Origin of the sequence: Gudongella ferriphila (assembly GCF_046224405.1) — a bacterium.
Taxonomy (GTDB): Bacteria; Bacillota; Clostridia; order Tissierellales; family Tissierellaceae; genus Gudongella.
This window is the reverse complement of record NZ_JBJXRK010000001.1, coordinates 272382-296383: the sequence shown is the minus strand read 5'-3', so window position 1 is coordinate 296383 and position 24002 is coordinate 272382. Positions and strand designations below refer to the sequence as shown.

Annotated in this window: 28 protein-coding genes and 1 other annotated feature; of the genes, 21 read left to right on the top strand and 7 right to left on the bottom strand. The window is 44.4% G+C overall.

Annotated elements, in window-relative coordinates:
* The first annotated feature begins 19 nt into the window (after positions 1-19).
* The 5 genes from ACKVDP_RS01485 (at position 20) to ACKVDP_RS01465 (ending at position 3741) form a co-directional block, all read left to right on the top strand.
* Positions 20-382 (top strand): GntR family transcriptional regulator, encoded by a 363-nt coding sequence (locus ACKVDP_RS01485; RefSeq protein WP_409227018.1) that lies wholly within the window; start codon positions 20-22, stop codon positions 380-382.
* Positions 382-1077: an ABC transporter ATP-binding protein gene (locus ACKVDP_RS01480; protein WP_409227017.1), complete on the top strand. Its 696-nt coding sequence runs from the start codon at positions 382-384 to the stop codon at positions 1075-1077. Before ACKVDP_RS01485 ends, ACKVDP_RS01480 begins: the two co-directional genes overlap by 1 nt.
* An 11-nt stretch (positions 1078-1088) precedes the next feature.
* Complete coding sequence (locus tag ACKVDP_RS01475) at positions 1089-1937, top strand: hypothetical protein (RefSeq protein WP_409227016.1); 849 nt, start codon at positions 1089-1091, stop codon at positions 1935-1937.
* A 68-nt stretch (positions 1938-2005) separates the two neighbouring features.
* On the top strand, positions 2006-3256 hold the full coding sequence (locus ACKVDP_RS01470; RefSeq protein WP_409227015.1) for a M48 family metallopeptidase: 1251 nt from the start codon (positions 2006-2008) through the stop codon (positions 3254-3256).
* On the top strand, positions 3253-3741 hold the full coding sequence (locus tag ACKVDP_RS01465; protein WP_409227014.1) for a hypothetical protein: 489 nt from the start codon (positions 3253-3255) through the stop codon (positions 3739-3741). Before ACKVDP_RS01470 ends, ACKVDP_RS01465 begins: the two co-directional genes overlap by 4 nt.
* Before the next feature lie 277 nt (positions 3742-4018).
* On the opposite strand, the gene ACKVDP_RS01460 is transcribed toward ACKVDP_RS01465, so the two are convergent.
* Both ACKVDP_RS01460 and ACKVDP_RS01455 read right to left on the bottom strand, forming a co-directional pair.
* Positions 4019-4282, bottom strand: a complete 264-nt coding sequence (locus ACKVDP_RS01460; RefSeq protein ID WP_409227013.1) for a hypothetical protein — start codon at positions 4280-4282, stop codon at positions 4019-4021.
* Between the two features lie 12 nt (positions 4283-4294).
* A complete protein-coding gene (locus tag ACKVDP_RS01455) occupies positions 4295-5536 on the bottom strand; it encodes a DNA polymerase Y family protein (protein WP_409227012.1) in 1242 nt (413 codons plus the stop codon).
* 146 nt (positions 5537-5682) lie between these two features.
* Here ACKVDP_RS01455 and ACKVDP_RS01450 point away from each other — a divergent pair, with 146 nt between their 5' ends.
* Positions 5683-6840 (top strand): hypothetical protein, encoded by a 1158-nt coding sequence (locus ACKVDP_RS01450; RefSeq protein WP_409227011.1) that lies wholly within the window; start codon positions 5683-5685, stop codon positions 6838-6840.
* Between the two features lie 23 nt (positions 6841-6863).
* On the opposite strand, the gene ACKVDP_RS01445 is transcribed toward ACKVDP_RS01450, so the two are convergent.
* The 4 genes from ACKVDP_RS01445 to ACKVDP_RS01430 are packed head-to-tail and all read right to left on the bottom strand — an operon-like array spanning position 6864 to position 9979.
* Positions 6864-7283, bottom strand: coding sequence for an OsmC family protein (locus ACKVDP_RS01445; protein ID WP_409227010.1), 420 nt, complete (start codon positions 7281-7283; stop codon positions 6864-6866).
* A gap of 47 nt (positions 7284-7330) precedes the next feature.
* The gene (locus ACKVDP_RS01440; RefSeq protein ID WP_409227009.1) at positions 7331-8098 is read right to left on the bottom strand and encodes an ABC transporter ATP-binding protein; all 768 of its coding nucleotides are present in this window, start codon (positions 8096-8098) and stop codon (positions 7331-7333) included.
* Positions 8064-8963 carry an ABC transporter permease gene (locus ACKVDP_RS01435; RefSeq protein ID WP_409227008.1) on the bottom strand — a complete coding sequence of 300 codons (900 nt, stop codon included), beginning with the start codon at positions 8961-8963 and terminating at the stop codon, positions 8064-8066. The genes ACKVDP_RS01440 and ACKVDP_RS01435 overlap by 35 nt, the downstream gene beginning before the upstream one ends.
* Positions 8964-8983: 20 nt before the next feature.
* Positions 8984-9979 (bottom strand): ABC transporter substrate-binding protein, encoded by a 996-nt coding sequence (locus ACKVDP_RS01430; RefSeq protein ID WP_409227007.1) that lies wholly within the window; start codon positions 9977-9979, stop codon positions 8984-8986.
* A 160-nt stretch (positions 9980-10139) separates the two neighbouring features.
* Positions 10140-10379 (bottom strand) — a binding site (T-box leader).
* Positions 10380-10727: 348 nt separating this feature from the next.
* Here ACKVDP_RS01430 and ACKVDP_RS01425 point away from each other — a divergent pair.
* The 6 genes from ACKVDP_RS01425 to ACKVDP_RS01400 all read left to right on the top strand — a co-directional run bounded on the left by ACKVDP_RS01425 (position 10728) and on the right by ACKVDP_RS01400 (position 14287).
* Positions 10728-11318 (top strand): HD domain-containing protein, encoded by a 591-nt coding sequence (locus tag ACKVDP_RS01425; protein WP_409227006.1) that lies wholly within the window; start codon positions 10728-10730, stop codon positions 11316-11318.
* A 16-nt stretch (positions 11319-11334) separates the two neighbouring features.
* Complete coding sequence (locus ACKVDP_RS01420; protein ID WP_409227005.1) at positions 11335-11793, top strand: YbaK/EbsC family protein; 459 nt, start codon at positions 11335-11337, stop codon at positions 11791-11793.
* 503 nt (positions 11794-12296) lie between these two features.
* Positions 12297-12683, top strand: a complete 387-nt coding sequence (locus ACKVDP_RS01415) for an FMN-binding protein (RefSeq protein WP_409227004.1) — start codon at positions 12297-12299, stop codon at positions 12681-12683.
* A 13-nt stretch (positions 12684-12696) separates the two neighbouring features.
* A complete protein-coding gene (locus tag ACKVDP_RS01410; RefSeq protein ID WP_409227003.1) occupies positions 12697-13191 on the top strand; it encodes a flavodoxin family protein in 495 nt (164 codons plus the stop codon).
* A 102-nt stretch (positions 13192-13293) separates the two neighbouring features.
* A complete protein-coding gene (locus ACKVDP_RS01405; protein WP_409227002.1) occupies positions 13294-14052 on the top strand; it encodes a hypothetical protein in 759 nt (252 codons plus the stop codon).
* Positions 14053-14113: 61 nt separating this feature from the next.
* Complete coding sequence (locus ACKVDP_RS01400; RefSeq protein WP_409227001.1) at positions 14114-14287, top strand: hypothetical protein; 174 nt, start codon at positions 14114-14116, stop codon at positions 14285-14287.
* 56 nt (positions 14288-14343) lie between these two features.
* On the opposite strand, the gene ACKVDP_RS01395 is transcribed toward ACKVDP_RS01400, so the two are convergent.
* The gene (locus tag ACKVDP_RS01395; protein ID WP_409227000.1) at positions 14344-15789 is read right to left on the bottom strand and encodes a leucyl aminopeptidase; all 1446 of its coding nucleotides are present in this window, start codon (positions 15787-15789) and stop codon (positions 14344-14346) included.
* A 158-nt stretch (positions 15790-15947) separates the two neighbouring features.
* Here ACKVDP_RS01395 and ACKVDP_RS01390 point away from each other — a divergent pair, with 158 nt between their 5' ends.
* The 9 genes from ACKVDP_RS01390 to ACKVDP_RS01350 all read left to right on the top strand — a co-directional run bounded on the left by ACKVDP_RS01390 (position 15948) and on the right by ACKVDP_RS01350 (position 24002).
* Positions 15948-16595: an HAD family hydrolase gene (locus ACKVDP_RS01390; RefSeq protein ID WP_409226999.1), complete on the top strand. Its 648-nt coding sequence runs from the start codon at positions 15948-15950 to the stop codon at positions 16593-16595.
* 183 nt (positions 16596-16778) lie between these two features.
* Positions 16779-17702: an aspartate carbamoyltransferase gene (gene pyrB / locus ACKVDP_RS01385; RefSeq protein WP_409226998.1), complete on the top strand. Its 924-nt coding sequence runs from the start codon at positions 16779-16781 to the stop codon at positions 17700-17702.
* Positions 17703-18131: an aspartate carbamoyltransferase regulatory subunit gene (locus ACKVDP_RS01380; protein WP_409226997.1), complete on the top strand. Its 429-nt coding sequence runs from the start codon at positions 17703-17705 to the stop codon at positions 18129-18131.
* Between the two features lies 1 nt (position 18132).
* Positions 18133-19353, top strand: coding sequence for a dihydroorotase (locus tag ACKVDP_RS01375; protein WP_409226996.1), 1221 nt, complete (start codon positions 18133-18135; stop codon positions 19351-19353).
* A complete protein-coding gene (gene pyrF / locus ACKVDP_RS01370; protein ID WP_409226995.1) occupies positions 19340-20197 on the top strand; it encodes an orotidine-5'-phosphate decarboxylase in 858 nt (285 codons plus the stop codon). Before ACKVDP_RS01375 ends, pyrF begins: the two co-directional genes overlap by 14 nt.
* A complete protein-coding gene (locus ACKVDP_RS01365) occupies positions 20187-20921 on the top strand; it encodes a dihydroorotate dehydrogenase electron transfer subunit (protein ID WP_409226994.1) in 735 nt (244 codons plus the stop codon). The genes pyrF and ACKVDP_RS01365 overlap by 11 nt, the downstream gene beginning before the upstream one ends.
* Positions 20914-21816 (top strand): dihydroorotate dehydrogenase, encoded by a 903-nt coding sequence (locus ACKVDP_RS01360; RefSeq protein WP_409226993.1) that lies wholly within the window; start codon positions 20914-20916, stop codon positions 21814-21816. Before ACKVDP_RS01365 ends, ACKVDP_RS01360 begins: the two co-directional genes overlap by 8 nt.
* A 3-nt stretch (positions 21817-21819) precedes the next feature.
* On the top strand, positions 21820-22377 hold the full coding sequence (gene pyrE / locus ACKVDP_RS01355; protein WP_409226992.1) for an orotate phosphoribosyltransferase: 558 nt from the start codon (positions 21820-21822) through the stop codon (positions 22375-22377).
* A gap of 410 nt (positions 22378-22787) precedes the next feature.
* The gene (locus ACKVDP_RS01350; RefSeq protein WP_409226991.1) at positions 22788-24002 is read left to right on the top strand and encodes an NAD(P)H-hydrate dehydratase; all 1215 of its coding nucleotides are present in this window, start codon (positions 22788-22790) and stop codon (positions 24000-24002) included.

The window sequence follows — 24002 nt, the reverse complement described above, 5'->3', positions numbered from 1 at the left end:
TTTGTCTGGAGGTGAAGATGTGAATTTTGATAGTGGACTTCCAATTTATATTCAGATTGTGGAGATAATAAAGACTAGGATAGCAACGGGAATTCTAAAGAGAGGTGAAAAGCTTCCATCGGTTCGGGATATGGCCACGGAGCTTAAGGTCAATCCCAATACAATTCAAAGAAGCTATGGCGAGCTTGAGCGGGAGAATGTTGTATTTACCCAAAGGGGCATGGGTACTTTTGTCACGGAGGAGGAATCCATACTGGAGGAGCTTAAGGGTAACATGGCTAGAGAGAAGATCATCTCTTTTATGGAGGACATGGAAAGGCTTGGCTACAACAGAGATGAGATACCGGCAATAATAAAAGAAACAATATTGGAGGGGAAATGATGGAGAACATAGTTGAGATAAAGGGACTAAACAAGAGATATGACAGAAAAGAGGCTCTTAGGAATATTGACCTATCAATAGAGAAAGGCAAGGTGGTTGGTATTCTTGGGCCAAATGGAAGCGGAAAGACAACCTTGATAAAGCTTCTCATGGGACTTCTTCACCCAAATACCGGAGAAATAAGAATCGATGGGCAAAGCCCTGGGGTGCATACAAAGTCAGTCATATCTTATTTGCCTGATAGAAACCCACTGTATAGCTGGATGAGTGTTAAGGATGCTATTCAGATGTTCCAGGAATTCTACCAGGACTTTGATGAGAAAAAAGCTGAAGGACTCCTCCAGTTCATGAAGCTTGACAGGACCATGAAGGTCAGCAACATGTCCAAGGGAATGAAGGAAAAGCTTAACCTGGCACTTGTACTCTCCAGAAGAGCAAAGGTATATATTCTGGACGAGCCGATTGCAGGGGTGGACCCTGTTGCTAGGGACCAGATACTGGATGCAATAATAGACAATTACAAAGAGGATAGCGCAATGATAATAACAACACATCTTGTAAGGGATATGGAGAACATATTCGATCAGGTGGTTTTTCTGGGGGATGGAGAAATAATCCTTTCCGGGGAAGCGGAGCGTTTAAGGGAAGACAGGAACATGCAGATTGACGGCCTGTACAAGGAAATATTTGGCTAGGGGGAATAGGAATGTTTAAATATGCAAAATACGAATTGAGGGGGACCATGAAGTTCCTCATGGGAGCAATAATACTGGCCTTGGGAGCCTCAACAGGGATTCAGCTTTTTATCAGGAGAGAGGCGGGAAACACATTGAGATATCTTGGGGGAATGCCCAGGGAATCTGAACTTATAGCATTTCTTGTTGTGGCATTGGTATTTGTACTGATAGGCTCCATTATTGGAGGAATGGTATATCTGATATCATCATACAGAAGGGAGCTTTACGAAGACAGAGGATACCTGACCTTTTCCCTGCCATTAAGTGGCGGCCAGCTTCTTGGGTCCAAGCTCATTGTAGCACTATTCTGGGGAACGGTAATGGGCATATCAATAATCATATACAACCTGATTTTGGCCCAGATGTTGATTGGGTACAACCTATTCGGGGAGCTGTGGAAGATAGCAGCACAGATTGACAATTTTGGATTCTTGTTTGCGGGCTCAGTTATTACATCCTTGATGGAGAGTGCTGTTACCCTCCTTCTGGTATACTTTGCCATAACCGTAAGCAGGGTCAGCATAAAAAGCAGAAAGATAGGAAGCCTATGGTTTATTCTGTTTATTGTCCTTACAAGCATTGTAACCTATATTCAGGAGTTCATTGCAAAGCAGCTGCCAATGTATCTCGACCTTTCCAGGATGGAAATGATTGGCCAGAAGGAAGCCTACATCATGGGAATAGATTCACAGTTTGGAGGTACACTGTCAATACAGGGAGTGGTTTCAATACCGGGGCTCCTGTTCCAGATTGTTCTCATAGCAGGAGCCTTCATCGCAACCGCCTATATGCTGGAGAGGAAAATAGATATAGTCTAAAAGAATAGTTGAACACCCCTTATTATGGTACAATAAAGGAGAAAAGAACCATAGTCGGGGGTGTTTTTATGAGCAGAAGACTAATAGCCACAATGATAGTGTTTTTCATATTGCTGGGATTGTTTGTGTTTGCAGTAATAAGGGAAGAGCATAGAAATATGGAGCAGCTAAGGAAGGAATATCCCGAGCTTTCACAGGATGCCTTCAATCTGAGAAGTGATGCCTTGAAGCTTTGGGCAATTAGATTGCCCCTTGTATTCATTTTGCCTCTCTTGCTTCTATTCACTGGCTTTGCCCAGAGGGTTAGCGTTTTTGCAGGTGAAAGGTTTGGGATGGCAATCTCCGGCCTGGTTGTGGGACTTGCAATATTTGGAGTTGTTTACCTGATAAACTTGCCTTTAAGCTTCTACAGCTCATTTATTCTAAGACACAGGTATGGTCTGACGGATCAGACTCTTCTCAGATGGTTGGAACTGAGCCTTAAGGGTTTTCTCATAAACAAAGGGATTCTTGCACTTTTCATATGGATACCCTATATGATAATTCAATGGAGGCCTGATGGATGGTGGCTGCCCATGGGAGTTCTGGCGGTGCCCGTAGCAATCTTTATGGTTTTCATATCACCAATTGTCATCGATCCAGTATTCAATAACTATTCCCAACTGCCCCAGGGACAATTGAGGGAGGACATGGAGTTTCTGCTCCAAAGAGGGGGAATCGGTGATGCGGAAATCTATGTTGTGGATAAAAGCAGGGATACAAATACCATGAATGCATATATGACTGGAATCCTTTCTGGTAAGAGGATTGTATTTTGGGATACCACCCTGAACAACCTGCAGGAGGAGGAAGTCCTTAGCATAGCGGCCCATGAGATGGGGCACTATATCAGGGGGCATATCTGGAAGGGAATCCTTGCAGGCTCAGCGGGGATATTTCTCGTTCTGTATTTGATGAACATTTCGGCAAACTGGATTCTAGGAGCATCAGGAGGTGTCTTTGGCTTCAGGAACATTTATAACTATGCATCCTTACCACTATTGCTGCTTCTTTTGAACCTCTTCCTTTTCCTTGGAAATCCTGTGACAAATGGCATTTCAAGGTATTTTGAAAGGGAGGCGGACCTTTACCAGATATCACTTGCACAGGACCGGGAATCCGCAGTGACCGCCATGACAAAACTGTATGAAAAAAGTCTTGGACTGCCGAGACCATCGGAGTTGTACAAATTCTGGTACAGCTCACATCCGCCCATTGAGGAGAGAATAGATTTTTATAGAACTGAGGAGTTTATAACCTTTGGAGGTGAGGAATCATGATTTTTATTCCTGTACTTTTAGCAGCTGTCCTTCTGGGAGTTTTGGCATATAAAATCGGGCATAGGAGAAATGGCAATAAGGGAAGGTCCTGGGCAATAACCCTGATGTCGGTTATCTTTGGGGTGACCGTGTTGGTTGCTGGGGTCCTCCTTGTGGTGGTTCTGGATCCGGATGTCCAGGTAGAGGGTGACAGAATTCAGGTAAGCGGACTGTACAAAAGGGACATACATCTTGAGGATGTTGAGGATGTAGGTATTCAGGAAGAGCTACCTGGAATAGAAGACCAGGTAAATGGACTCAGTATGGGCAACACCTTAAGGGGAACTTTCAGGATAGAGGGAGGAGAAATCTCAACCATGTTTGTGCAGAAAAACACCCCGCCCTTTATCTACATCAGGACAGGGGAGAGGCTCTTTGTGATTAATTTCAGGGACAGTCAGAGGACAGAGGACCTTTATGAGGAGATTTTGGAAAGATTGGAGTAGGCAAAAAATCCTCAATTCACGATTCTCAATTCACAATGAAAAGGATTTAGATTTAACCAGGACATGTGTAACACTTTTGATTCAAGACATGGGTTACACATGTCCTTTCTTTTTGTCTCTAGATGATAGGTAAAAATTATCTATCTTAACCAACTATTTTTCATTTCTTTCTTGAATCTCTTTAAAAATTGTGATCTGTGAATTGTGATCTGTGAATTAAGGGTAACAAACAGAAGCATAATTTATTACAAAGCATATATACAATGAAAATTGATTATTAAATTTTAAATAAGAACCATTTGCAGGTAAGGATCTCATACTTAAGCTCAAAAACCTTGTTGAGCTCCTGAACAACACCCTCGCACCTGTAAACAACCATCCTGTTCCCCGCAAGCTTCTCCTCCTCCTGGAAGAGGATGCGGTCTATCTTTATCACAAGATTTGACCCGTCCTCGGCCTGTAGCCTGAACCGTAAGGGCACAGGGAACTTCTCGCCGTTGAACCAGGCAATCATTTCTATTGGTTTCATCAGAACTTTCATGGCAAATGCCTCCTAAAGATAGCTGGACATCATGGGGTAGCTCTCCTCCATGACAACGCCGCCGATTACAGGGTCAATTCCAGAATGGAGAAAGCAGGATCTATATATTGAATTCTGACCAAATTTCGACCTTAAAGAGTCAATGGTCCTGTCCAGGCTTCTGTTTTTCTTGTCAAAGGGCTCCAGCATGGAAATCTGGAAGAATTCACTGGACTGGAGCTGCGAAAGACTTATGGAAAGGTGTCGCAAAGGCTCCCCATCCCAAAGCTCATCAAACAAAAGAGCAGCATATTTGTAGATTGTTGAAGTTGCATCCGTTGGAGCTGTGAGCTTCTTCTGATGTGAACAGGAGTAGAAGAGGTGATTCTTGATGGATACGGAAATAACCCATCCGCACATTTCAAGATCCCTTGCCCTCATGCCTATCATTTCAGATATTGCCAGGAGAACCTTGTGAGCTTCCTCCCGGGTCTCCACGTCAAAGGGGAGGGTGGTTGAATTCCCCACGGACTTTATGGGTGTACCTCCGCTTCTTACCTCTGAATTTTCAATTCCGTTGGCATACTCCCAGATGAGAAGACCTGGCTTTTTAAGCCAGGAATGTATATATTCCCTGTCCAGGGAAGCAAGATGACCTATTGTGAATATGCCCCTTCCGTTTAACTTCCTTGCAGTTCTGGATCCCACCATAAACAGGTCCTGAACGGGAAGATTCCACATTTTTTCTTCCAGCTGGTGGTGGAAAAGTGTATGGATTTTATTTGGCTTGGAAAAGTCCGAAGCCATTTTTGCGAGAAGCTTGTTGGGACCAATCCCTATGTTCACCGTAAAGCCCAGCTCATTCTCTATCTTTTTGGACATTTCCCCTGCTGCATCCATAAAGGGGATGTCCATATTCGAATAGTCCAGAAAAACCTCATCTATTGAATAACGCTGAATCAGGGGAGAGTAATCCTTAAGGAGATTCACCATGGCATCACTGGCCATTATATACCTGTAATAGTTTGGAGGCACCATAACAAGACCAGGGCATTTTTCCCTTGCGGAATGGATTGTCTCCCCTGTTATTATGCCGAATTTTTTTGCAGGTATGGATTTGGCAAGGACTATTCCGTGCCTTTTTTCCTGGTCTCCCCCCACAATTGAGGGAATGTTCCTAAGGTCAGTCTGAGACCCGTGCTGGAGCCTATAGGCAGCCTCCCAGGAGAGATATGCTGAATTTACGTCTATATGGAAAATGATTCTATCTGACATGGAAAACACCTCTTATGTATTTCTGTGATTCAATAATACCAGAACAAATGTTCGAAGTCAAGAAGGATAATTTTACATGAAAATATGAAAAAATTGCTAAAATCCTGTATAATGGAGAAAAGATATATAAAAGGGAGTTGAATGGGATGAAGGTGCTGTTTATAAGACCGGGAATAAGCAGAAGGAGAAAAATGCTTTTGCCTTTGAGACTGCAGGAGCCGCTGGAGCTTGCATACCTTGCAAATCAACTGCAGGATTCCATGCAGGACAAGGTGGAGATTGTATTTCTGGATATGGAGCTGGAAAGAGGATCCTTCAAGAGGCAGCTTCTTGAAATGGAGCCATCCCTTGTGGTACTTTGGGGTGAGCAGGGGCAGGAAGACCTTGTACATGAACAGGCGTCAATGGTCAAGGATATAGTCCCCGGAGCATATGTGGCACTGGCTGGTGAGCTTTCAGAAGGGGAGGGCTCTCCATATGTGGATTTCCTTTTCAGAAAGAATCCGGTGGAGGCATTTAATGAAACGGTTCTTGGAATAATAACTGAAAGAAGCCTCCAGGAGATAAACAGAAATGTTAATACAATTCAGAACGAGACCATTCAGGAGCCCTTAAGGGAAGCGGATAGGGGAATCTTCAGGAAATATCAGGATAGATACTATTTCCTTCAGTATGGAGGGACTGTGGAGGTAACCAGTCAGCAGAGACTGGAATTTGATGAAATGGGTCTTGTTGGGAAGAAAGACAACCCATTGAGACCATTGGAGGATGTTGTAAAGGATGTGGAATCCCTTGTGGGTGCATCTGTGTATCTTAAAGATAGGGATATTTGGGATGATCCAAAGAGATTGAAGAAATTTTTGGAGCTGTTGAAGGAGAAAGAGCTTCAAAGATCATACATATCCGTGGGCAGCTGGGAGACTATACTTGAAAATGAGTCTCTTCTGGAGGAGTTCGCAGGTATGGGGCTTAAGGTTCTACTGATGGAAATGGATTTTCCAAAGGATGAGGATGACTGGATCTACAGGGGCGAGGTTCTAAGGATGCTAAGAAAGCACGGAGTCGAGCCTGCCGTAGTAATAGGGGAGAAGATGGCCCAGGAGGACCAGGATGCGCTTTCATTCTGGCTTAAGGACAGGAAGGAAGGGCTTGTTGTCCTTCAAGGTGAAGCTTTTGAAGAGAATAGACCAATATACACCCATGTGAGCATAAGCACCTGGGCCTTCCTCAAGTGGACCAAGGACCATGGTCTTGGTGAAGCCAGGAGAAGACAAAAAGAGTACAAAAATACTCTTCTGATTTGATCAGAAGAGTATTTTCATGTAGCTTATTCTTCAACAACTATATCATAGGTTACAGGAGCCGCCTTCTGGAGCATTGCAGTAACTCCACAGTATTTTTCCTGTGAAAGCCTTACGGCCTTTTCCAGCTTGTCCATGGGAAGGTCCTTTCCTTTGAAGGTAAAGGTAAGGTGTATATCGGTATAAACCTTAGGGTGATCCTCCGCTGCTTCGGCTTCTGCAGATATTCTCATATCCTCAAGCTCCACCTTCATCTTATCAAGAATCATCTTTACATCAATTCCAGTACATCCTATGAGCCCTGCCAAAAGAAGAGCCTTCGGTCTGGGACCCTTGTCATTTCCACCGGTTTCAATGGCTGAGTCCGTGATGAAATGGTGGCCATTGATATCCATTTCCCAGCCCATATTTCCAGTGATATTAGCATCCAGTCTTGTCTTTGCCAAATTGATCATCTCCTTCTATTAAGTCAATGGGATAATACCCATAACTCCTAGGCAATAATCCTTTCAGCAAGCTTTGCCTTGTAAATATCCAGAAGCTCTTTTTCTGAAACATCTGCACTTGGCTTATCCAGTACTATCTTTCCCTTGTCCAGCATAATGATTCTTTGTGAGTATTTCAAGGCGTCTCCCATATGGTGTGAGACCATCATTGTGGTTATATTATGCTTTTCCAGGAGCTCTCGGGTCTTTTCCATGACCACGTGTGATGTCTTGGGATCAAGGGCTGCCGTATGCTCATCCAGAAGAAGCAGGTCAGGATGCTTCATTGCCGCCATAATAAGGGAAAGGCTTTGGCGCTGCCCACCGGAGAGGTATTTAACCTGGGTATGAAGCTTGTCCTCAAGACCCAGGTCAAGATCCTTAAGCATGGAGATGAAGGTCTCCAGATTTTTTTTCTTGACCAGTCCCCTTAGGGAAAAGCTTTCACCTTTTTTGCTGGCCAGGGATAGGTTTTCAAGAATGGTAAGGCTCGGGGATACTCCCATGGAGGGACTCTGGTGTACACGACCAAGCTTTAGGGCCCTTTTTTCCTCAGGGAGGGTAGTTATGTCCTCTCCGTTGAGAAGGATCTGTCCCTTGTCAACAGGCAGACTTCCACTTACCAGGTTTAGGAGAGTGCTTTTTCCACATCCGTTTGGCCCGATTATTGCGGTACATTTGTTTTTTTCGATATCCAGGCTAAAGCCTCTGAAGACATCAATCTGAAAATCAGTATCTGAATTAAAGCTCTTCCAAAGGTCTCTTACTTCTAACACGGGCCCTACCTCCTTGCTTTTTTAGTGATTTTATAAACGGGCTTGAAAAATTGTTGTAGCTTATAAATACTATTACAATTATGGCACTTATTGCTCTCAGGTCAGATGGACTTAGTCCGAGGTCTATTGCGATTCCACCTATTAGCTTATAGGAAACCGCACCTATTATGGCTCTGGTTGTTATGGATAGGAAGGAGGAGCTTTTACTGACCGTCTCTCCTATGATAATTGATGCCAGAGCAACAACTATGATTGAAGCACCCATGGTTATATCCACAAAGCCCTGGTACTGAGCCATGAGGGATCCGCTTAGTGCGACCAATCCGTTGGCCAGCATCAAGCCAATTATTTTGTACTTGTTGCTGTTTTCACCAAGTGACCGGACTAGAGCTTCATTGTCCCCAGTTGCAATGAGAAGGTAGCCGATTTCAGTTTTCAGGAACAGGTCCATCAGAAGCTTTATTCCCACTACAACTGCCACCATAAGAAGGAGGGCGGAAATATCCGAAAACATTGAGTCATAGTTAAAAAGTGGGATATTGGCCTTGCCATTGAGCCTAAGGTTGAAGGAATACAGCATGGTCATCGTCAGAATTCCTGCAAGAAGAGGACGTATTCTAAGCTTTACAAACAATAGTGCCGTGATAAGTCCTGCCACTGCTCCATATCCAAAGGCAAAGAGGGATGATATGACCGGGGAGAACCCAGCCATTGCAAACTTTGCAAATACAAAGGCTCCCAATGGAAATGTACCCTCTACGGAAAGATCCGCTATATCCAGTATCTTGTATGTTATGGTGACCCCCATGGCAAGGACTGCAAATATCAGTCCCTGCTCAATGGAAGTAAGAATAAGTGTGTTCATTTTGACCTCCTATGTCTGTTCTATTGGCCTACGGCCTCTGCTCCCTTGAATACCTCGTGATCAGGGTCGAAGCCTAGCTGTTCAAGTGTCTGCTGATTAAATACCGTGGTGGTTGTACCTGCTTTCTCAGCAGGGATTTCTGCTGGAGTCATCCCATCCACCAAAATCTTTCTTGCCATTTCACCAGCCTGCTTGCCAAGCTCAAAGTAGCTTATTCCATTGGATATAAGGAGTCCACCTTCAACCATTGAGCCTTCCGCTGCTATGGACGGGATACCCGCAGCATTGACCTTGTCTGCCACAATGGCGATTGCTGATGCCACCATATTGTCTGTTATTGCATACAATCCATCTATGTCATTGATTATGGAATCCACAGCCTGTGGTATCTCATTGATGTTTGAAATCCCAACCCCAACTATTTCAAGGCCAAGCTCCTGTGCGAATTCCTTGGCTCTTTCCACCTGTATCTCTGAATTGCTTTCTGATGTATTGAAGATTATGCCTATTTTGGTGAAGCTGGGGTCAAGCTGCTTGAACATTGCCAGCTGCTCCTTCATAGGCGTTGCATCACTTGCTCCTGTAACATTTCCCCCAGGACTTTCCATTGAATCCACCAGCCCTGAAGCCACTGGATCTGTGACTGCACTGAAAAGTACCGGTATATCACTTGTAGCCTGTTTTGAGCTTTGTGCTGCAGGTGTTGCAATCGCATATATAAGGTCAACCTGATCCTTAACAAAGCCCTGTGCGATTGCCAAGGATGTAGGGATGTCCCCTTGGGCGTTCTGGTATTTCACTTCAACGTCCACTCCGGCTTCCTCCAAGGCCTCCACGAATCCGTCTCTAGCTGCATCCAGTGCCGGATGCTCAGCCAGCTGGTTGATTCCTATGACGAACCTTTCTCCCTCTTCAGCAGGTGCTTCCCCGCCGGTTCCTCCAGATGCCGCACACCCTGACAGGATAACCATACTTAGAATAACTGAAATGATCTTGAATAAATTGCTCTTTTTCATTTTGCTACCTCCTTGTTTTTTTAAAATAAGAAAAGCATCGATCAAATTATCAATGAAGCTTTTCTTGATACTCATGAACGGAAAGTTCTTGATTTGGAATATTGTTGGAACTTTTCCATTCGTAATAAAAAAATCTCCCGTCACTGGAATCGTTACGATTCACAGGGACGAGAGATTATTCTCACGCGGTACCACCCAGATTATGACAAAAAGTCATCGCTCAATCAGACCTGACAGTCCTATCCCTTTTAACGGCGGGCCTCCGAATTCACCTACTTGCCATACCTTTTGGCGAACCTGCTCGGGAGTGTATATGTCACATCCAGCTATTGTCAGTTTCCACCCTTCCTGACTCTCTATAAATATACTCGGATGCGTTTCTCTCCTTCAACGCTTTTATGTATTAAATACATCTTAGTGGGTTATGGAGTAAATGTCAACACCTTTTTTGGAAATAATATTATAAATATAAAGAATACGTTTGCATGAGATGTGTTGAAAGCAGGGTTTAAGCCAGCTGCTGAAAGTATCCAGATTACCATGAAGGAAAGTAACGATAGCCGGCCGAACACATGGATAGGTCCCTGATTTTGAATCAGAGAGAGGGTATCTGACTTTCCCAAATGGAAGAAATAATTTGAACCTGAATAAATTGCATTAGCATTAGAACAACCAAAGCCTAAAAGAAAACAAAATTCAAAATATATGTTAAAATAACCTTAATAGTATATTGAGAGGAGCAATGACAATGGATAAAAGAATACTGAAGGACATGGAATTTATTGTGGAGCTGGACAGGATGAAGACAATCCTGAGACAAACCAGCCTGATAACTGAGGATAGAAGAGAGGATGATGCTCAGCATTCCTGGCATATAGCGGTCATGACCATGGTTCTTTCTGACTACTCCAATGATGATATCGATGTCAACAAGGTAATAAAGATGCTGCTGATCCACGACCTTGTTGAACTTTATGCAGGAGATACCTTCTGCTATGATCAAGAAGGAAACAAGGATAAGCGGGAAAGGGAAGTAAAGGCTGCAGAGAAGATATTTGGAATGCTTGAATCAAAAAAAGCCACTGAATTTAGGGCGCTGTGGGATGAATTCGAGGAGATGGAATCACCGGAGGCACTTTTTGCCGCATCCATGGACAGGCTTCAGCCAATGCTCAACAATTATTACAATGGTGGAGGAACCTGGAAGAAGCATGGGGTTGCCCAATCGGACATATATAAGCGAATAAGTCCCGTTAAAAGCTCTTCGGACAAGCTTTGGGAATTTGTGGAGCATATGCTGGAGGATGCATACAATAGGGGATTGATTTTGAAGAAATAGGACAGGGGTGATTTGATTGACTTTGGAAAGTGTGAAAAAGCATATTGAAGACGAAAATCTTGGTATTGAAGTATATGAAATGGAAGACAGTACGGCAACGGTTGAACTTGCAGCCGAAGCTCTGGGGGTTGAGCCTGGAAGGATTGCCAAGTCCATGGCAATAAGGCTAAAGGAGAGGGATATTCTGATACTGGCCAAGGGGGATGTGAGACTTGACAACAGAAAGTTCAAGGACACCTTTAAACAGAAAGCTCGATTCATAAGCGGAGAGGATATTTTTGAGGCCACAGGACATCCCGTAGGAGGGGTTTGTCCCTTTGGTCTGAGCAAGCCCATGGATATTTACCTTGATGTATCACTTAAGGTCTACGATTATGTATATCCTGCCGCAGGGAGTCCAAATGCCTGCATGAAGATTGACCTGGATCATCTGAAGGAGGTTGTTCAGGGCGAATGGGTTGATGTGTGTAGATAATTCACAGTTCACAGATCATACCCTCTCGATGAATTCCAGAAAAATCATAGATTTTTAGGAATTTCATCGCCGGGCACAAGCAATTCACAATGAAAAGATTTAAGGGTTAAACCGGGACATGGACAACTTATTCTGGCTTACTTTCACTCTCAGGTCTTTGACCACAGTTCTTGATTCAAGTCCGAGAAAAACCATCAGCTCGTTTTTTCCATTGACCCCTATGCCGCTTCGCTTGGAGGAATCAAAGCATTCCAAAATCCTCGCTGGATTTTTCAGTCGTTCTTTCATATGAACTGCTTGTCAAAGTACCATTCGAGTGAATTTATTTGTCAGCCTGAGTGAAATGAAGGATCCTAGAGCTTTAAGCTGGACATGAATATCATCTCGAGCTTGTCGAGAGATCTCTTTCTTAATATATGAATTGAGAATTGCATCTGGCTTGATTAGTGGTATAATTAACTTGATAATACTTTAACGTGAAATTGATAAATGGGAGTGAGAACGTGAAGAGACGATGGAAGATTCTATTGGGGATACTGGCTGTTTTTGTACTTGCAGCAGTTGGAATGATGATGTATCTGCAGACAAATCTCAATAAACTAATATATGAGGAAATAGTAGAGGTTGATCTTCAAGATGTCCAGGATGGTGAGTACATAGGAGAATATTCTTCACCACCTGTAAATGCAAAGGTTCAGGTTGAGGTTAAGGATGGTAAAATCACAGATATTGTAATACTTGACCACGGGCATGGAAAGGGCGAACCGGCAGAGGTCATTGTTGAGGATGTAATTTCTCAGCAAAGGATTGATGTGGACTCAATATCAGGTGCAACCTACAGTAGCAGGGTCATTTTGAAGGCTATTGAGGATGCCTTGGTGGATAAATAAAGGGGGGTTAAGGATGAAAATTGGTATAATTATACACTCTATGACCGGAAACACTTCTCTTGTTGCAGAAAGGATAAAGAACAGACTGGAAAATGAGGGGCATGAGCTCTCCCTTGAAAGACTGGCAATAATTGGCGGCGAGGATCAGAACCAGTCGGATCCCCAGAAAATATCCATAGAGCCATTGAGTACCAACATTGAGGAATTGGATTTGTTGATACTGGGGGGACCAGTCAGGGGATTCCAGGCTTCTCCAGCCATGAAGGCTTTTTTAGGTGGTATTGATAAGCTTGGGGGTAAGGATACCATGATATTTGTAACCCATGCCTTTCCCTTTAACTGGATGGGAGGAAACAGCGCAATCAAACAGATGAGAAACATCTGCACTGAAAAGGGTGCCAATATTATTTTTACGGGAATCATTGACTGGAAGAATTCAAAAAGGGAGATACAGATTGACAGCCTGGCAGCAGGCGTAGCAAGAAAAGCAACAAAAGCTGCATCCTAGATAACAATATAACGTTCAAAATCTCACATTGTAACTGCATTGAAATATTAAAACCCTAGAAAAAGGGTAGGAATAAGATAAATATAAAAAGGATGTGAGATTATGACCGGTAAAGGCAAGCTATGGACCGTTTTAATATTGGTAATGGCAATATCCTTGGCAGGCTGTGCAGGAGGTACACCTGTAGAAAATCCGTCACAGGATAGTCCAGGGCTGGAGGCATTGCAGCAGCAGATAGAGGACAAGGATACTGAGATTGAGAGCTTGAATTCAGAAATAGCACAATTGAAGGAGGAAGTTGAAGAGCTGAAGGCAGCACCTCCCGAGGACCCGGTACCAATGTCAACTGGGCCGACACCAGGGGCATCATTGCTGACAACTGCAATGGAGGCAATTGACCTTATAGAGGACATGGCAATGTCGGACCTGGATGTTTATGTTCATCCCGCAAAGGGGGTAAGGTTCAGTCCATATGACTATGTGGACCTTCAGAATGATATTGTTATACAGGCCGCGCAATTTCAGAATCTGGTGAACAGTCCTGTTGTTTACAACTGGGGAGAATTTGACGGAACAGGGGACCCAATCAACATGACCTTTGACGATTACTTTGACAGATTCATATATGATGTTGATTTTGCAAACCCTGAGATGATAGGAAACAACTACAAGATTGGAATGGGAAATATCATTAACAACGTTGATACGGAGTATCCAAACGGACAGTTTGTGGAATTCCATTTCACAGGATTTGACCCCCAGTATCAGGGAATGGACTGGAGAAGTTTGAAGCTGGTATTTGAAGATCATAACGGAGCCTGGTATCTGGTTGGAATTATTCATGGTGAATGGACCATTTAATGGATTTATCCTTAAAAATCTGTTATCATAGGAGAGGATAAACTGTTTAGGGGGAGTGAGTATGTTAGGAGGACTTGTAGTAGGATTGGTCGTCGGCTGGATAGTATCTTTATTTGGAGGAGATGTTCTCATAATGAATGGCATACGGGAGCTTACGGGAAATTCTGTCTCCAGTGCCGGCTATTACACCATATTTGCAATAATAGGGCTTCTCGGAGGAGTCTTTAAAAAATAGTTAAATAGAAAGATACCGGATTCTCAGCTGAGAATCCGGTATCTTTTTCTTAATGTCTATCTCTGATCCATATCCTTTGCAAGGTAGAAAAGTGTCTTTACCGGAACACCCGTAGCTCCCTTGGGAAGATATCCGGCTTCCTTGTCAAGGAATGCTGTTCCTGCTATATCCATGTGAACCCAGGGAGTGTCGTTGACAAATTCCTGTAGGAACATTCCTGCAGTGATTGCACCGGCACCACGGCCTCCTGTATTCTTAAGGTCAGCGAAGTGACTCTTGAAAAGCTCCTTGTACTCCTCGTTGTTTGGAAGCTGCCATACAGGCTCACCTGCAAGCTTTGCAGCCGAATTAACTGCATCCATAAGCTCTTCATCATTGGCAATTGCTCCTGTGTTGATGCTTCCAAGGGCTACGACACATGCTCCTGTAAGGGTTGCAAGGTCAACTATCTTATCGGCCTTTTCAACGGTTGCTGCATACCAAAGGGCATCCGCAAGAGTAAGTCTTCCCTCCGCGTCGGTATTTTCAACCTCGATTGTCTTTCCTGACATGGAACCAATAATATCACCTGTCTTGTATGCATCTCCTGAAACCATGTTCTCACAAGCTGCAACTATTGCAACAACATTTTTCCTGAGCTTGTTGGCTGCGATGGAGTACATGGCCCCTATAACTGAAGCACTCCCTGCCATATCCGAGTGCATGGTCGCCATCCCTGCAGCAGACTTAAGGGAGTATCCACCTGAGTCATAGGTAAGACCCTTCCCAACAAGGGCCAGCTTTTCCTGGCTGTCTGGGTTGCCTTTGTAGGTCATGACAATGAATTTTGGTTCCTTGGAGGATCCTCTTGCAACCGAAAGGAATGCCTCCATCTTCAGATCCTGGATTTCCTTCCTTCCAAGAACCTTAACATCAATTCCAACTGGGGCAAGCCTGTCCACCGCTTCCTTGGCCAGAACCTCAGGGTACATGTTCATGGCCGGTTCATTTACAAGGTCTCTGGCAAGGAAGACTCCATCCATAAGCAGCTGGGTTTCCTCAATTACGCTTTCGACCTTCTCAGCTTCACCTTCGACAATGTCAAGGTAGACATCCTGGAGAAGAACCTTGAGTTTTTTCTCGCTTTTGAACTTATCGAAATCATATTGGGATTGTAGCAGACCCTCCCAAATGGCCTTGTTGGTTTTTCCATAGCATCTGTCCCCGAACCTGGGCACTGTTAGGCCAATACTATTAACTTTTTTCTTCTGCAGTTCAATCCCAAGTGAGAAGAAGCCCCTCCTTAGGGTTTCATACTGTAGCTTTTCCTCCTCGCCCAGCCCAAGGAAAACAACTGAAGCCCCTTCATGGGAAATATGTGAGTAAACCTCACCGGAATCTCCCTTGAAAATCTCCTTCTCCTTCAGAAAACCGAATAGGTCATTGAAGCTCTCAACTCTGGCTGTATCCTTGAAGGCCAATACTACCTTAACTTCTCCACCTTTTTCCAGATAATACTTCATCCGTACACCTCCTGATATATTTAGACTCTCTTAACATATTATACCATTGTCCCATGTAGACCAAACAATATTGATTTCCTGAACAGATATTTTTTGAGGAAACAAGGTGCTTTTGGGTATACAGGTAGGGAAAGACCTGGATTGGAAGGAGGAGTAGAATGAAATTTGCAATATTTGACCTGGATGGGACCTTGCTGGATTCAATGTGGGTATGGGAGACCTTGGCCTACGATTATTTGATATCAAGAGGAATAGAAGCTCCGGAGGATATAAGGGATAAGCTCAGGGAGTACAGTCTCAGGGAAGCATCGGATGTGCTTAAGGAAATGTATGACCTTCCCGAAAGGGGGGAAGAGATAAATGACCAGATGGAGAAGGTGCTTGAAAAATACTATTTTGATAAAATACAGCTGAAGGAAGGCGCCAGGGAGGTCCTTCAAGCCATGAAGGACAAGGGAATAAAAATGTGCGCTGCAACGGCAACGGCAGACCATCTGGCAAAGGCAGCCATGGTAAGGCTGGAGATTGATGAATACTTTGAATTTCTTCAGACCTGCAAAAGCACCGGAATAGAAAAATACAAGCCGGAATTTTATCAGTTGATCCTGGACAGGGTGGGTGAGAGTACAGAAGACATATGGGTTTTCGAGGATGCCCTGCATTCCATGGAGGCAGCCAAGAAGCTTGGAATCAAGGTAGCTGCAATCAGGGACCAATCAGCCAAAATTGACTGGCAAGAGATTGAGGAGGTTGCAGATATTGTCTTTGACAGCTTTCCGGAATACCTTGAAAAAACATCCCAATAACCACCAAAAATTATTGACTTTAATATCTCCCTGTGATACCTTTAGGTAAATAAATACCTTTAAATCGATCCCGTGAGATCGGAAAGGAGAGCGTATAAGTAGGATACTTGTGCCTTCCTTTGTGGAGGGCATTTTTAATGCGCTGTTCCTTGAGGTTTATTTAAACTAAAAGGAGGAATATTTATGCTAAAAGGAAGACACTTGGTAGATCCCCAGGATTTTTCAATCCAGGAACTGGAAAGTATTTTTGAATTGACACAAGAGATTATCAACAAGCCTGAGGATTTCAATTCCATTTGCCATGGAAAGATTCTCAGTACATTGTTCTATGAGCCCAGCACTAGAACCAGATTTAGCTTTGAAGCCGCGATGTTGAGATTAGGTGGAGGAGTAATCGGGTTTTCAGAGCCGGGCTCTAGTTCTGTAGCCAAGGGGGAAAGTCTCGCAGATACCCTTAGGACGGTTGCAGCCTATGCGGACATAATTGCAATGAGACATCCAAATGAGGGAGCTCCCAAGCACGGAATAAAGTACTGCCCTGTTCCGCTGATCAATGGAGGGGACGGAGGGCACCAACACCCCACACAGACACTTACAGACCTCTTCACCATACTTGAGTCCAAGGGAAGACTGGATAATCTTACAATAGGCTGCTGTGGTGACCTGAAGTTTGGAAGGACGGTCCATTCCCTTATAAAGGCAATGTCACGGTATGAGAATGTGAAGTTCATACTTGTATCACCAAAGGAGCTCCAGGTTCCAGACTATATCAGAACTGAAATCCTTGAGCAGAGGAACATACAGTTCCAGGAGGTTGAAAGACTGGAAGAGGTGATAGACCAGATGGATATCCTGTACATGACAAGGGTCCAGAAGGAAAGGTTCTTCAACGAGGCTGACTATGTAAGGCTTAAGGACAGCTACATTGTTGATCTGAAAAAGCTGAAGGATGCCAAGGAGGATCTGGCCATACTCCATCCCCTGCCAAGGGTGAATGAAATAGCCATCGAGGTGGATGAGGACCCAAGGGCCTGGTACTTCAGACAGGTAAAGAACGGTATGTTTGTGAGAATGGGACTTATTCTAAAACTTTTGGGGGTGAAGTAGATGTTGAATATAACAAGCATTAAAAAGGGACTGGTAATTGACCATATAAGACCTGGAATGGGACTTAAGATATTCGAGTATCTGAAGCTTGGAAAGGCTGATTTCACAGTTGCCCTCATCATGAATGCAACAAGCAACAAGATGGGTAGGAAGGATATCATAAAGATTGAGGATGTAATTGATGTGGACTTTGCAATGCTTGGATTCCTGGATGCAAACATCACGGTGAACGTTATCGAAGACGAGGTGATCACTGAGAAGATTAACCTTTCATTGCCTGAAAGGGTCCAGGACATCATAAAATGCAAGAATCCAAGATGCATTACCACTGTGGAAAGAGACATAACCCATAAATTTGTACTTCTGGACCAGGAGAAGGGTATATATAAATGTGAGTATTGTGACCATATATATTCCTGGGAGGGTTAGAATGGAGCTTTTAATAAAGGGTGCACATCTTATTGATGGGCACCATGCTTTTAATAGGGACATTTACATGAAGGACGGCAAGATAGAGGAAATCGGGGAGGACCTTGAATATGATTGTCATTGGGTGGATGCAGATGGGCTGGTCCTGCTCCCTGCTTTCGTTGACATTCATGCACATTTCAGGGATCCTGGTTTTACCCACAAGGAGGACCTTATGACAGGAGGCATGGCAGCCCTTAAGGGAGGCTTCACCTTTGTCAATCTCATGGGAAATACAAACCCTGTTTGCTCAAATATGGAGACCATAAGGTACGTCAGGGACAAGGCAAGGGATCTTGACCTGGTCCAGGTTCATCAATGTGCATCAATCACCGATAGCTTTGATGGGAAAACCCTGGCTCACCTTGATGACCTTGATAATGATGTAATTATGATAACTGACGACGGAAAGGGAGTCACATCACCCCTGACCATGTACAGGGCCATGGAGAAGGCAAGGGATAAGGGTAGAATTGTAATGGCCCATGCTGAGGAGATGGAACTTACGGAAATCGACTATCGCCTTTCCGAAAACCTTGAAACAGTGAGGGACATATATTTGGCAAAGCATACGGGAGCAAGGCTGCACCTTACCCATGTGAGCACCAGGGAGGCTATGGATGAAATAAGAAGAGCCAAGGCAGGTGGTGCGGATAACATAACCTGTGATGTTACACCTCATCATATTTCCCTGTGGGACAATGACTACAGGGTCAATCCGCCAATAAGGGAGAAGGAAGATGTTGAGGCCCTGATTGAAGGCATAAGGGATGGAACCGTGGATGCCATCGGAACAGACCATGCACCTCATACACAGGAGGACAAGAAGGAGGGGAGTCCCGGTATTTCTGGGATAGAGACTGCATTTGGGATTTGCCACACCTACCTGGTTAAGGCTGGACATATTGACATGGGACAGCTTGTGAAGTTGATGTCTGAGAATCCTGCGAGGATACTGGGCTTGAACAAGGGTAGGCTTCAAAGTGGCTATGATGGTGATGTGGTTCTTGTGGACCTGGAGAAGGAAATGGAAATCAATGGTGACGATTTTGTCTCCAAGGGTAAGAACACTCCTTTTTCTGGAATGAAGGTCAAGGGTGAAATCCTTATGACCATAAGGGGTGGCAGCATAAAATACTTGACCAAGGAATACGGGAAGGAGAGAGTGTATGATAATAGATAAACTCCATAAAAGGGTCCAGGATAAAGGGATGGTATGCGTGGGCCTGGATTCAAGCCTGGATTATATTCCACAGGAAATGAAGGAGAAATATCAGGATACTGACCAGATAATATTTCAATTCAACAAAAGGATTATAGATGCCACAGGAGACATAACGGCTATCTACAAGCCACAGATCGCTTTCTACGAGGCCTATGGAATAAAGGGGTTGATTGCATACAGCAGGACCCTTGCCTACCTCAGATCGGAAGGACACCTGTCCATAGGGGACATCAAAAGGGGGGACATCTCCTCCACGGCCAAAATGTACGGCAAGGGACACTTTGAGGGGGATTTTGAAACAGATTTCATCACCATAAACCCCTATATGGGCTTTGACAGCATAACACCATACCTGCCATATGTGGAATCTGGCAAGAAGGGCCTGTTCGTCCTCTTGAGGACCTCGAATCCAGGTGCCAGGGACATTGAATATCTGGAATCTGAGGGCAAGAAGGTATATTACCATGTTGGGGACAAGCTTGCCCAGATGGCAGAGGATTTTATGGGCGAATGCGGATACTCCTCCATTGCTGCTGTGGTGGGTGGAACCCATGTGGATGAGGCGGTGGAAATAAGGGAACGATACAGAAGACTCTATTTCCTTATTCCCGGATACGGAGCCCAAGGGGCAAGGGGTGAGGATGTGAGGATGTACCTTAAGGATAACAATGGAGGGGTTGTGAATTCCTCCAGGGGAATCATCACGGCATATAAGAAGCATGAGGATGGATATGAAAACTTTGACCGATACACCAGAGAAGCGGTACTTGGGATGAGGGAGGATATAGGCTTTGAAGGATAGCTACAGAGAAGGAAAAATCATTATTAATGAAGAGGTTGCAAAGGGAGTTTTCAAGTTGATTCTTGAGGGCAATTTCACTGGAGCTCCAGGTCAGTTCTATATGCTTAGAGGCTGGAATGGCCTTGATCCATTCTTGCCACGGCCCATAAGCATAGCGGATATTGAGGATGGAAGGCTGACACTTTTATACGAGGTGAGAGGAAAAGGGACCCATATAATATCAAAGCTCTCCCCAGGAGACAGCCTAAGCTTACTGGGACCCTTGGGAAATGGGTTCGGCAAGATCAACGGTGATAGGATGGCCCTTGTTTCAGGGGGAATAGGAATAGCCCCCCTGCTTTACCTTGCCAAGGAGATGGATGCTCAGGTGGACCTTTATTCAGGCTTTAGAAATGGCCCCTATTTCATGGAGGAGTTCAAACCATTTGTGAATGAAATCAAGGTCTCCACCGAGGATGGCACCTTTGGGCACAAGGGCTTTGTAACTGAGCTTCTAATCCCTGAAAACTACGATGCTGTAATTTCATGCGGACCCATGCCCATGATGGAGGCTCTTAAGGACCAGTGCAGGGACAAGACTGAGCTTATGCTTTCAATGGAAAGCCATATGGCCTGTGGAATAGGTGCTTGCCTGGGATGTACAATCCAGACCATACGTGGAATGGAAAGGGTGTGCAAGGAAGGACCAGTATTCAATGCCAGGGAGGTGATTTTCCATGACTAGGGTGAATTTCTGCGGTGTTGAGTTTAAGAATCCTGTTGTAGCAGCATCCGGAACCTTTGGATTTGGAAGGGAGTTCCAGGACTACTTCGACATATCAAAGCTTGGGGGAATATCATCAAAGGGACTTACCCTTAACAAAAAAGAAGGCAACAAGGGTAGGAGAATCCATGAAACCCCTGCGGGGCTAATGAACAGCATAGGTCTCCAGAATCCAGGAGTGGAAGGTTTTATTCAGGATGAGTGGCCCTTCATGAAAGGTCTGGATACGGTAGTAATGGCCAACCTTGGAGGTGGAACGGTAGAGGAGTACGTTGAGGGAGCCAGGCTTCTGGATAAGACCGACGTACCCATAATTGAGCTTAACATTTCCTGTCCCAATGTGAAGGAGGGCGGGATGGCCTTTGGAATCCAGTGTACACCGGCTTCCATTGTCGTGGAGGCCGTAAGAGAGGTAACCGAAAAACCCTTGGTTGTGAAGCTGTCACCCAATGCAGAGAACATAGTGGAAATGGCTCTTGCCTGTGTGGATGCGGGAGCTGACGCCCTTTCCCTTGTGAACACCTTCAATGCCCTGGCAATTGACATAAGAAAAAGAAGGCCGGTATTTAACAACATGACCGCTGGCCTGTCAGGCCCTGCTATCAAGCCAATAGCCCTTAGGATGGTGTATGAGGTTTCCCGGGCTGTAGAGGTTCCCATCATAGGAATAGGTGGGATCATGAACTGGGAGGATGCCATTGAATACATAATGGCTGGAGCAAGCCTTGTACAGGTTGGAAGTGCAAACTTCAGAAAGCCGGATATTTGCCTGGATATCATTAGGGGTATAGATGAATATATGGAGCTGGAAGGTATAGGGGATCTGGAAGAAATAAGAGGAATCATCGGGAGGTAGAGTATGATTATTGATTTGTTAAAGGAATCTGAAGCGCTTCTTGAGGGACATTTTCTATTGTCCTCAGGTAGACACAGCAATAGGTACATTCAGTGCGCAAAGCTTCTGCAGTATCCGGACAAGGCGGAAAAGGCCGTGAAGCTTATTGTCGGGAAGGTAAGGGACCTTGATATTGATGTGGTTGTGGGACCTGCAATGGGCGGGATAATAGTTGCCTATGAGCTTGGGAGGCAGCTTGGAAAGCCTGCCTTCTTCACTGAAAGGGATGAGGGCCAGATGAAGCTTAAAAGGGGCTTCTTTATCGGCAAGGGCCAGAAGGTACTTATTGCCGAGGACGTTGTTACAACAGGGAAGTCCTCATATGAGGCAATCAAGGTTGTGGAGGAGTACGGTGGAGAGGTTGTTGGCATAGCCGCCCTGATCGACAGGAGTTCAGGGGAGCTGGACCATACTGTATATGCAGCAGGCAAGCTTCACATTGATACCTACGACAAGGATGAATGCCCACTTTGCAAGGAAGGTTTGCCCATTGTGAAGCCTGGCAGCAGGAAAATAAAATAGTTAAAAAATCCTCCTAAGGGTATTTAGCAAGCTTGTAGGAGGATTTTTTTAATTCACAATTTGAAGATCGCTCGTGATAAAATAATGGTCCAGAAACCTTAATTTTACTTGCGTTACAAAGTATAGCACCAGTGTATAGTGGAGACATCCAGAATTTATTATTGATTTCCACTCTTCATATTTCTTAGATATTACCTACTACCTGTTATTTGAAATTCCATGTCCTGGTTAAATCTTTTCATTGTGAATTGAGAATTGTGATCTGCGAATTATCTTTTCCTTTCCACCAACTACTAAAAACTAACCAACAAACCCCATGCTCTAATTAAATCATTGTAACTGCCCACTGTGAAATATTAACAGAGTATGTTATCATATAAGATGAAAAAATCTATTTTAAGGATGATTTTATGGGGATCAAAACAGGCGTGGACATTGTGTCCAACAGAAGAATTGAAAAGCTGATGGAAACAAAAAGGGACAGCTTCTACCGAAGGCTTTTCAACGCTTCCGAAATTGAGTATCTGGAGTCCAAAAATCACTCGGCAGGAACTGTAGCAGGACTTTATTCAGCAAAGGAGGCTGTATCAAAGGTTTTGGGTACGGGTATCGGCAAGATTGGCTGGAAGGATATTTGGATTTTGCACGAGGCTGGGGGAAGACCCTATCTGGGATACAGTGAAAAAATGAGAAGCTTTATGGATACGGAAGGAATCAGTTATATTGATATATCAATTTCAAACGAGGAGGAATACAGTATGTCTATTGCAGTAGGGGAAACTACCAAAAAATATCAGGTGCCTGACAATATGGAATTCAGGCTGCCCAAAAGACCCTTGGACACCCATAAGGGTGACTTCGGAAGAATTGGAGTAATCGGAGGAAGCCAGGGAATGCTGGGAGCTGTATATCTGGCAACCTATGGAGCCTTGAGAAGCGGGGCGGGCCTTGTGCATGCAATACTTGAGCCGGAGCTTGCAAGGGACTTCGGCCTGAAGGTTATTGAGGTCATGGTAAGGGAAGCCAGTGACATATATGCCTACAGAAAGGCACAGGAAGGACTGAGCTCACTTGTACTTGGACCGGGTTATGGTCTTGGGCACAAGCAGAAGGGAAATATTGAGGACTGCCTGCTTAATTTTGAGAAGCCAATTGTTCTGGATGCAGACGGACTTAACAATCTATCTGACAATCCTACAATAATAAGACACAGAAAAGGAAAGACCATAATAACACCACACCCTGGAGAAATGGGAAGGCTGTTGAAAATGTCAACGGCTGAGGTTCAAAATGACCGTGAGGGTGCCGCAAGAGAGTTTGCCAAGGTCTACGGAGTGGTGACGGTCCTAAAGGGACACAACACAATAGTAACTGACGGTGAAAGAATATATGTTAACAGATCAGGAAATCCTGGCATGGCAACAGCAGGAAGCGGAGATATACTTTCAGGTGTAGCGGGAGCATTCCTTGCCCAGGTGGAGGATCCCTTCCAGGCAGCAGTGATGGCAGTATATGTACACGGACTTGCAGGAGATATGGCCAAAGAGGAAAAGGGTGAATACGGAATGATTGCAACTGATATTGTTGAGAATCTTCCAAGAGCGGTTAATCTGATTGTTGAATAG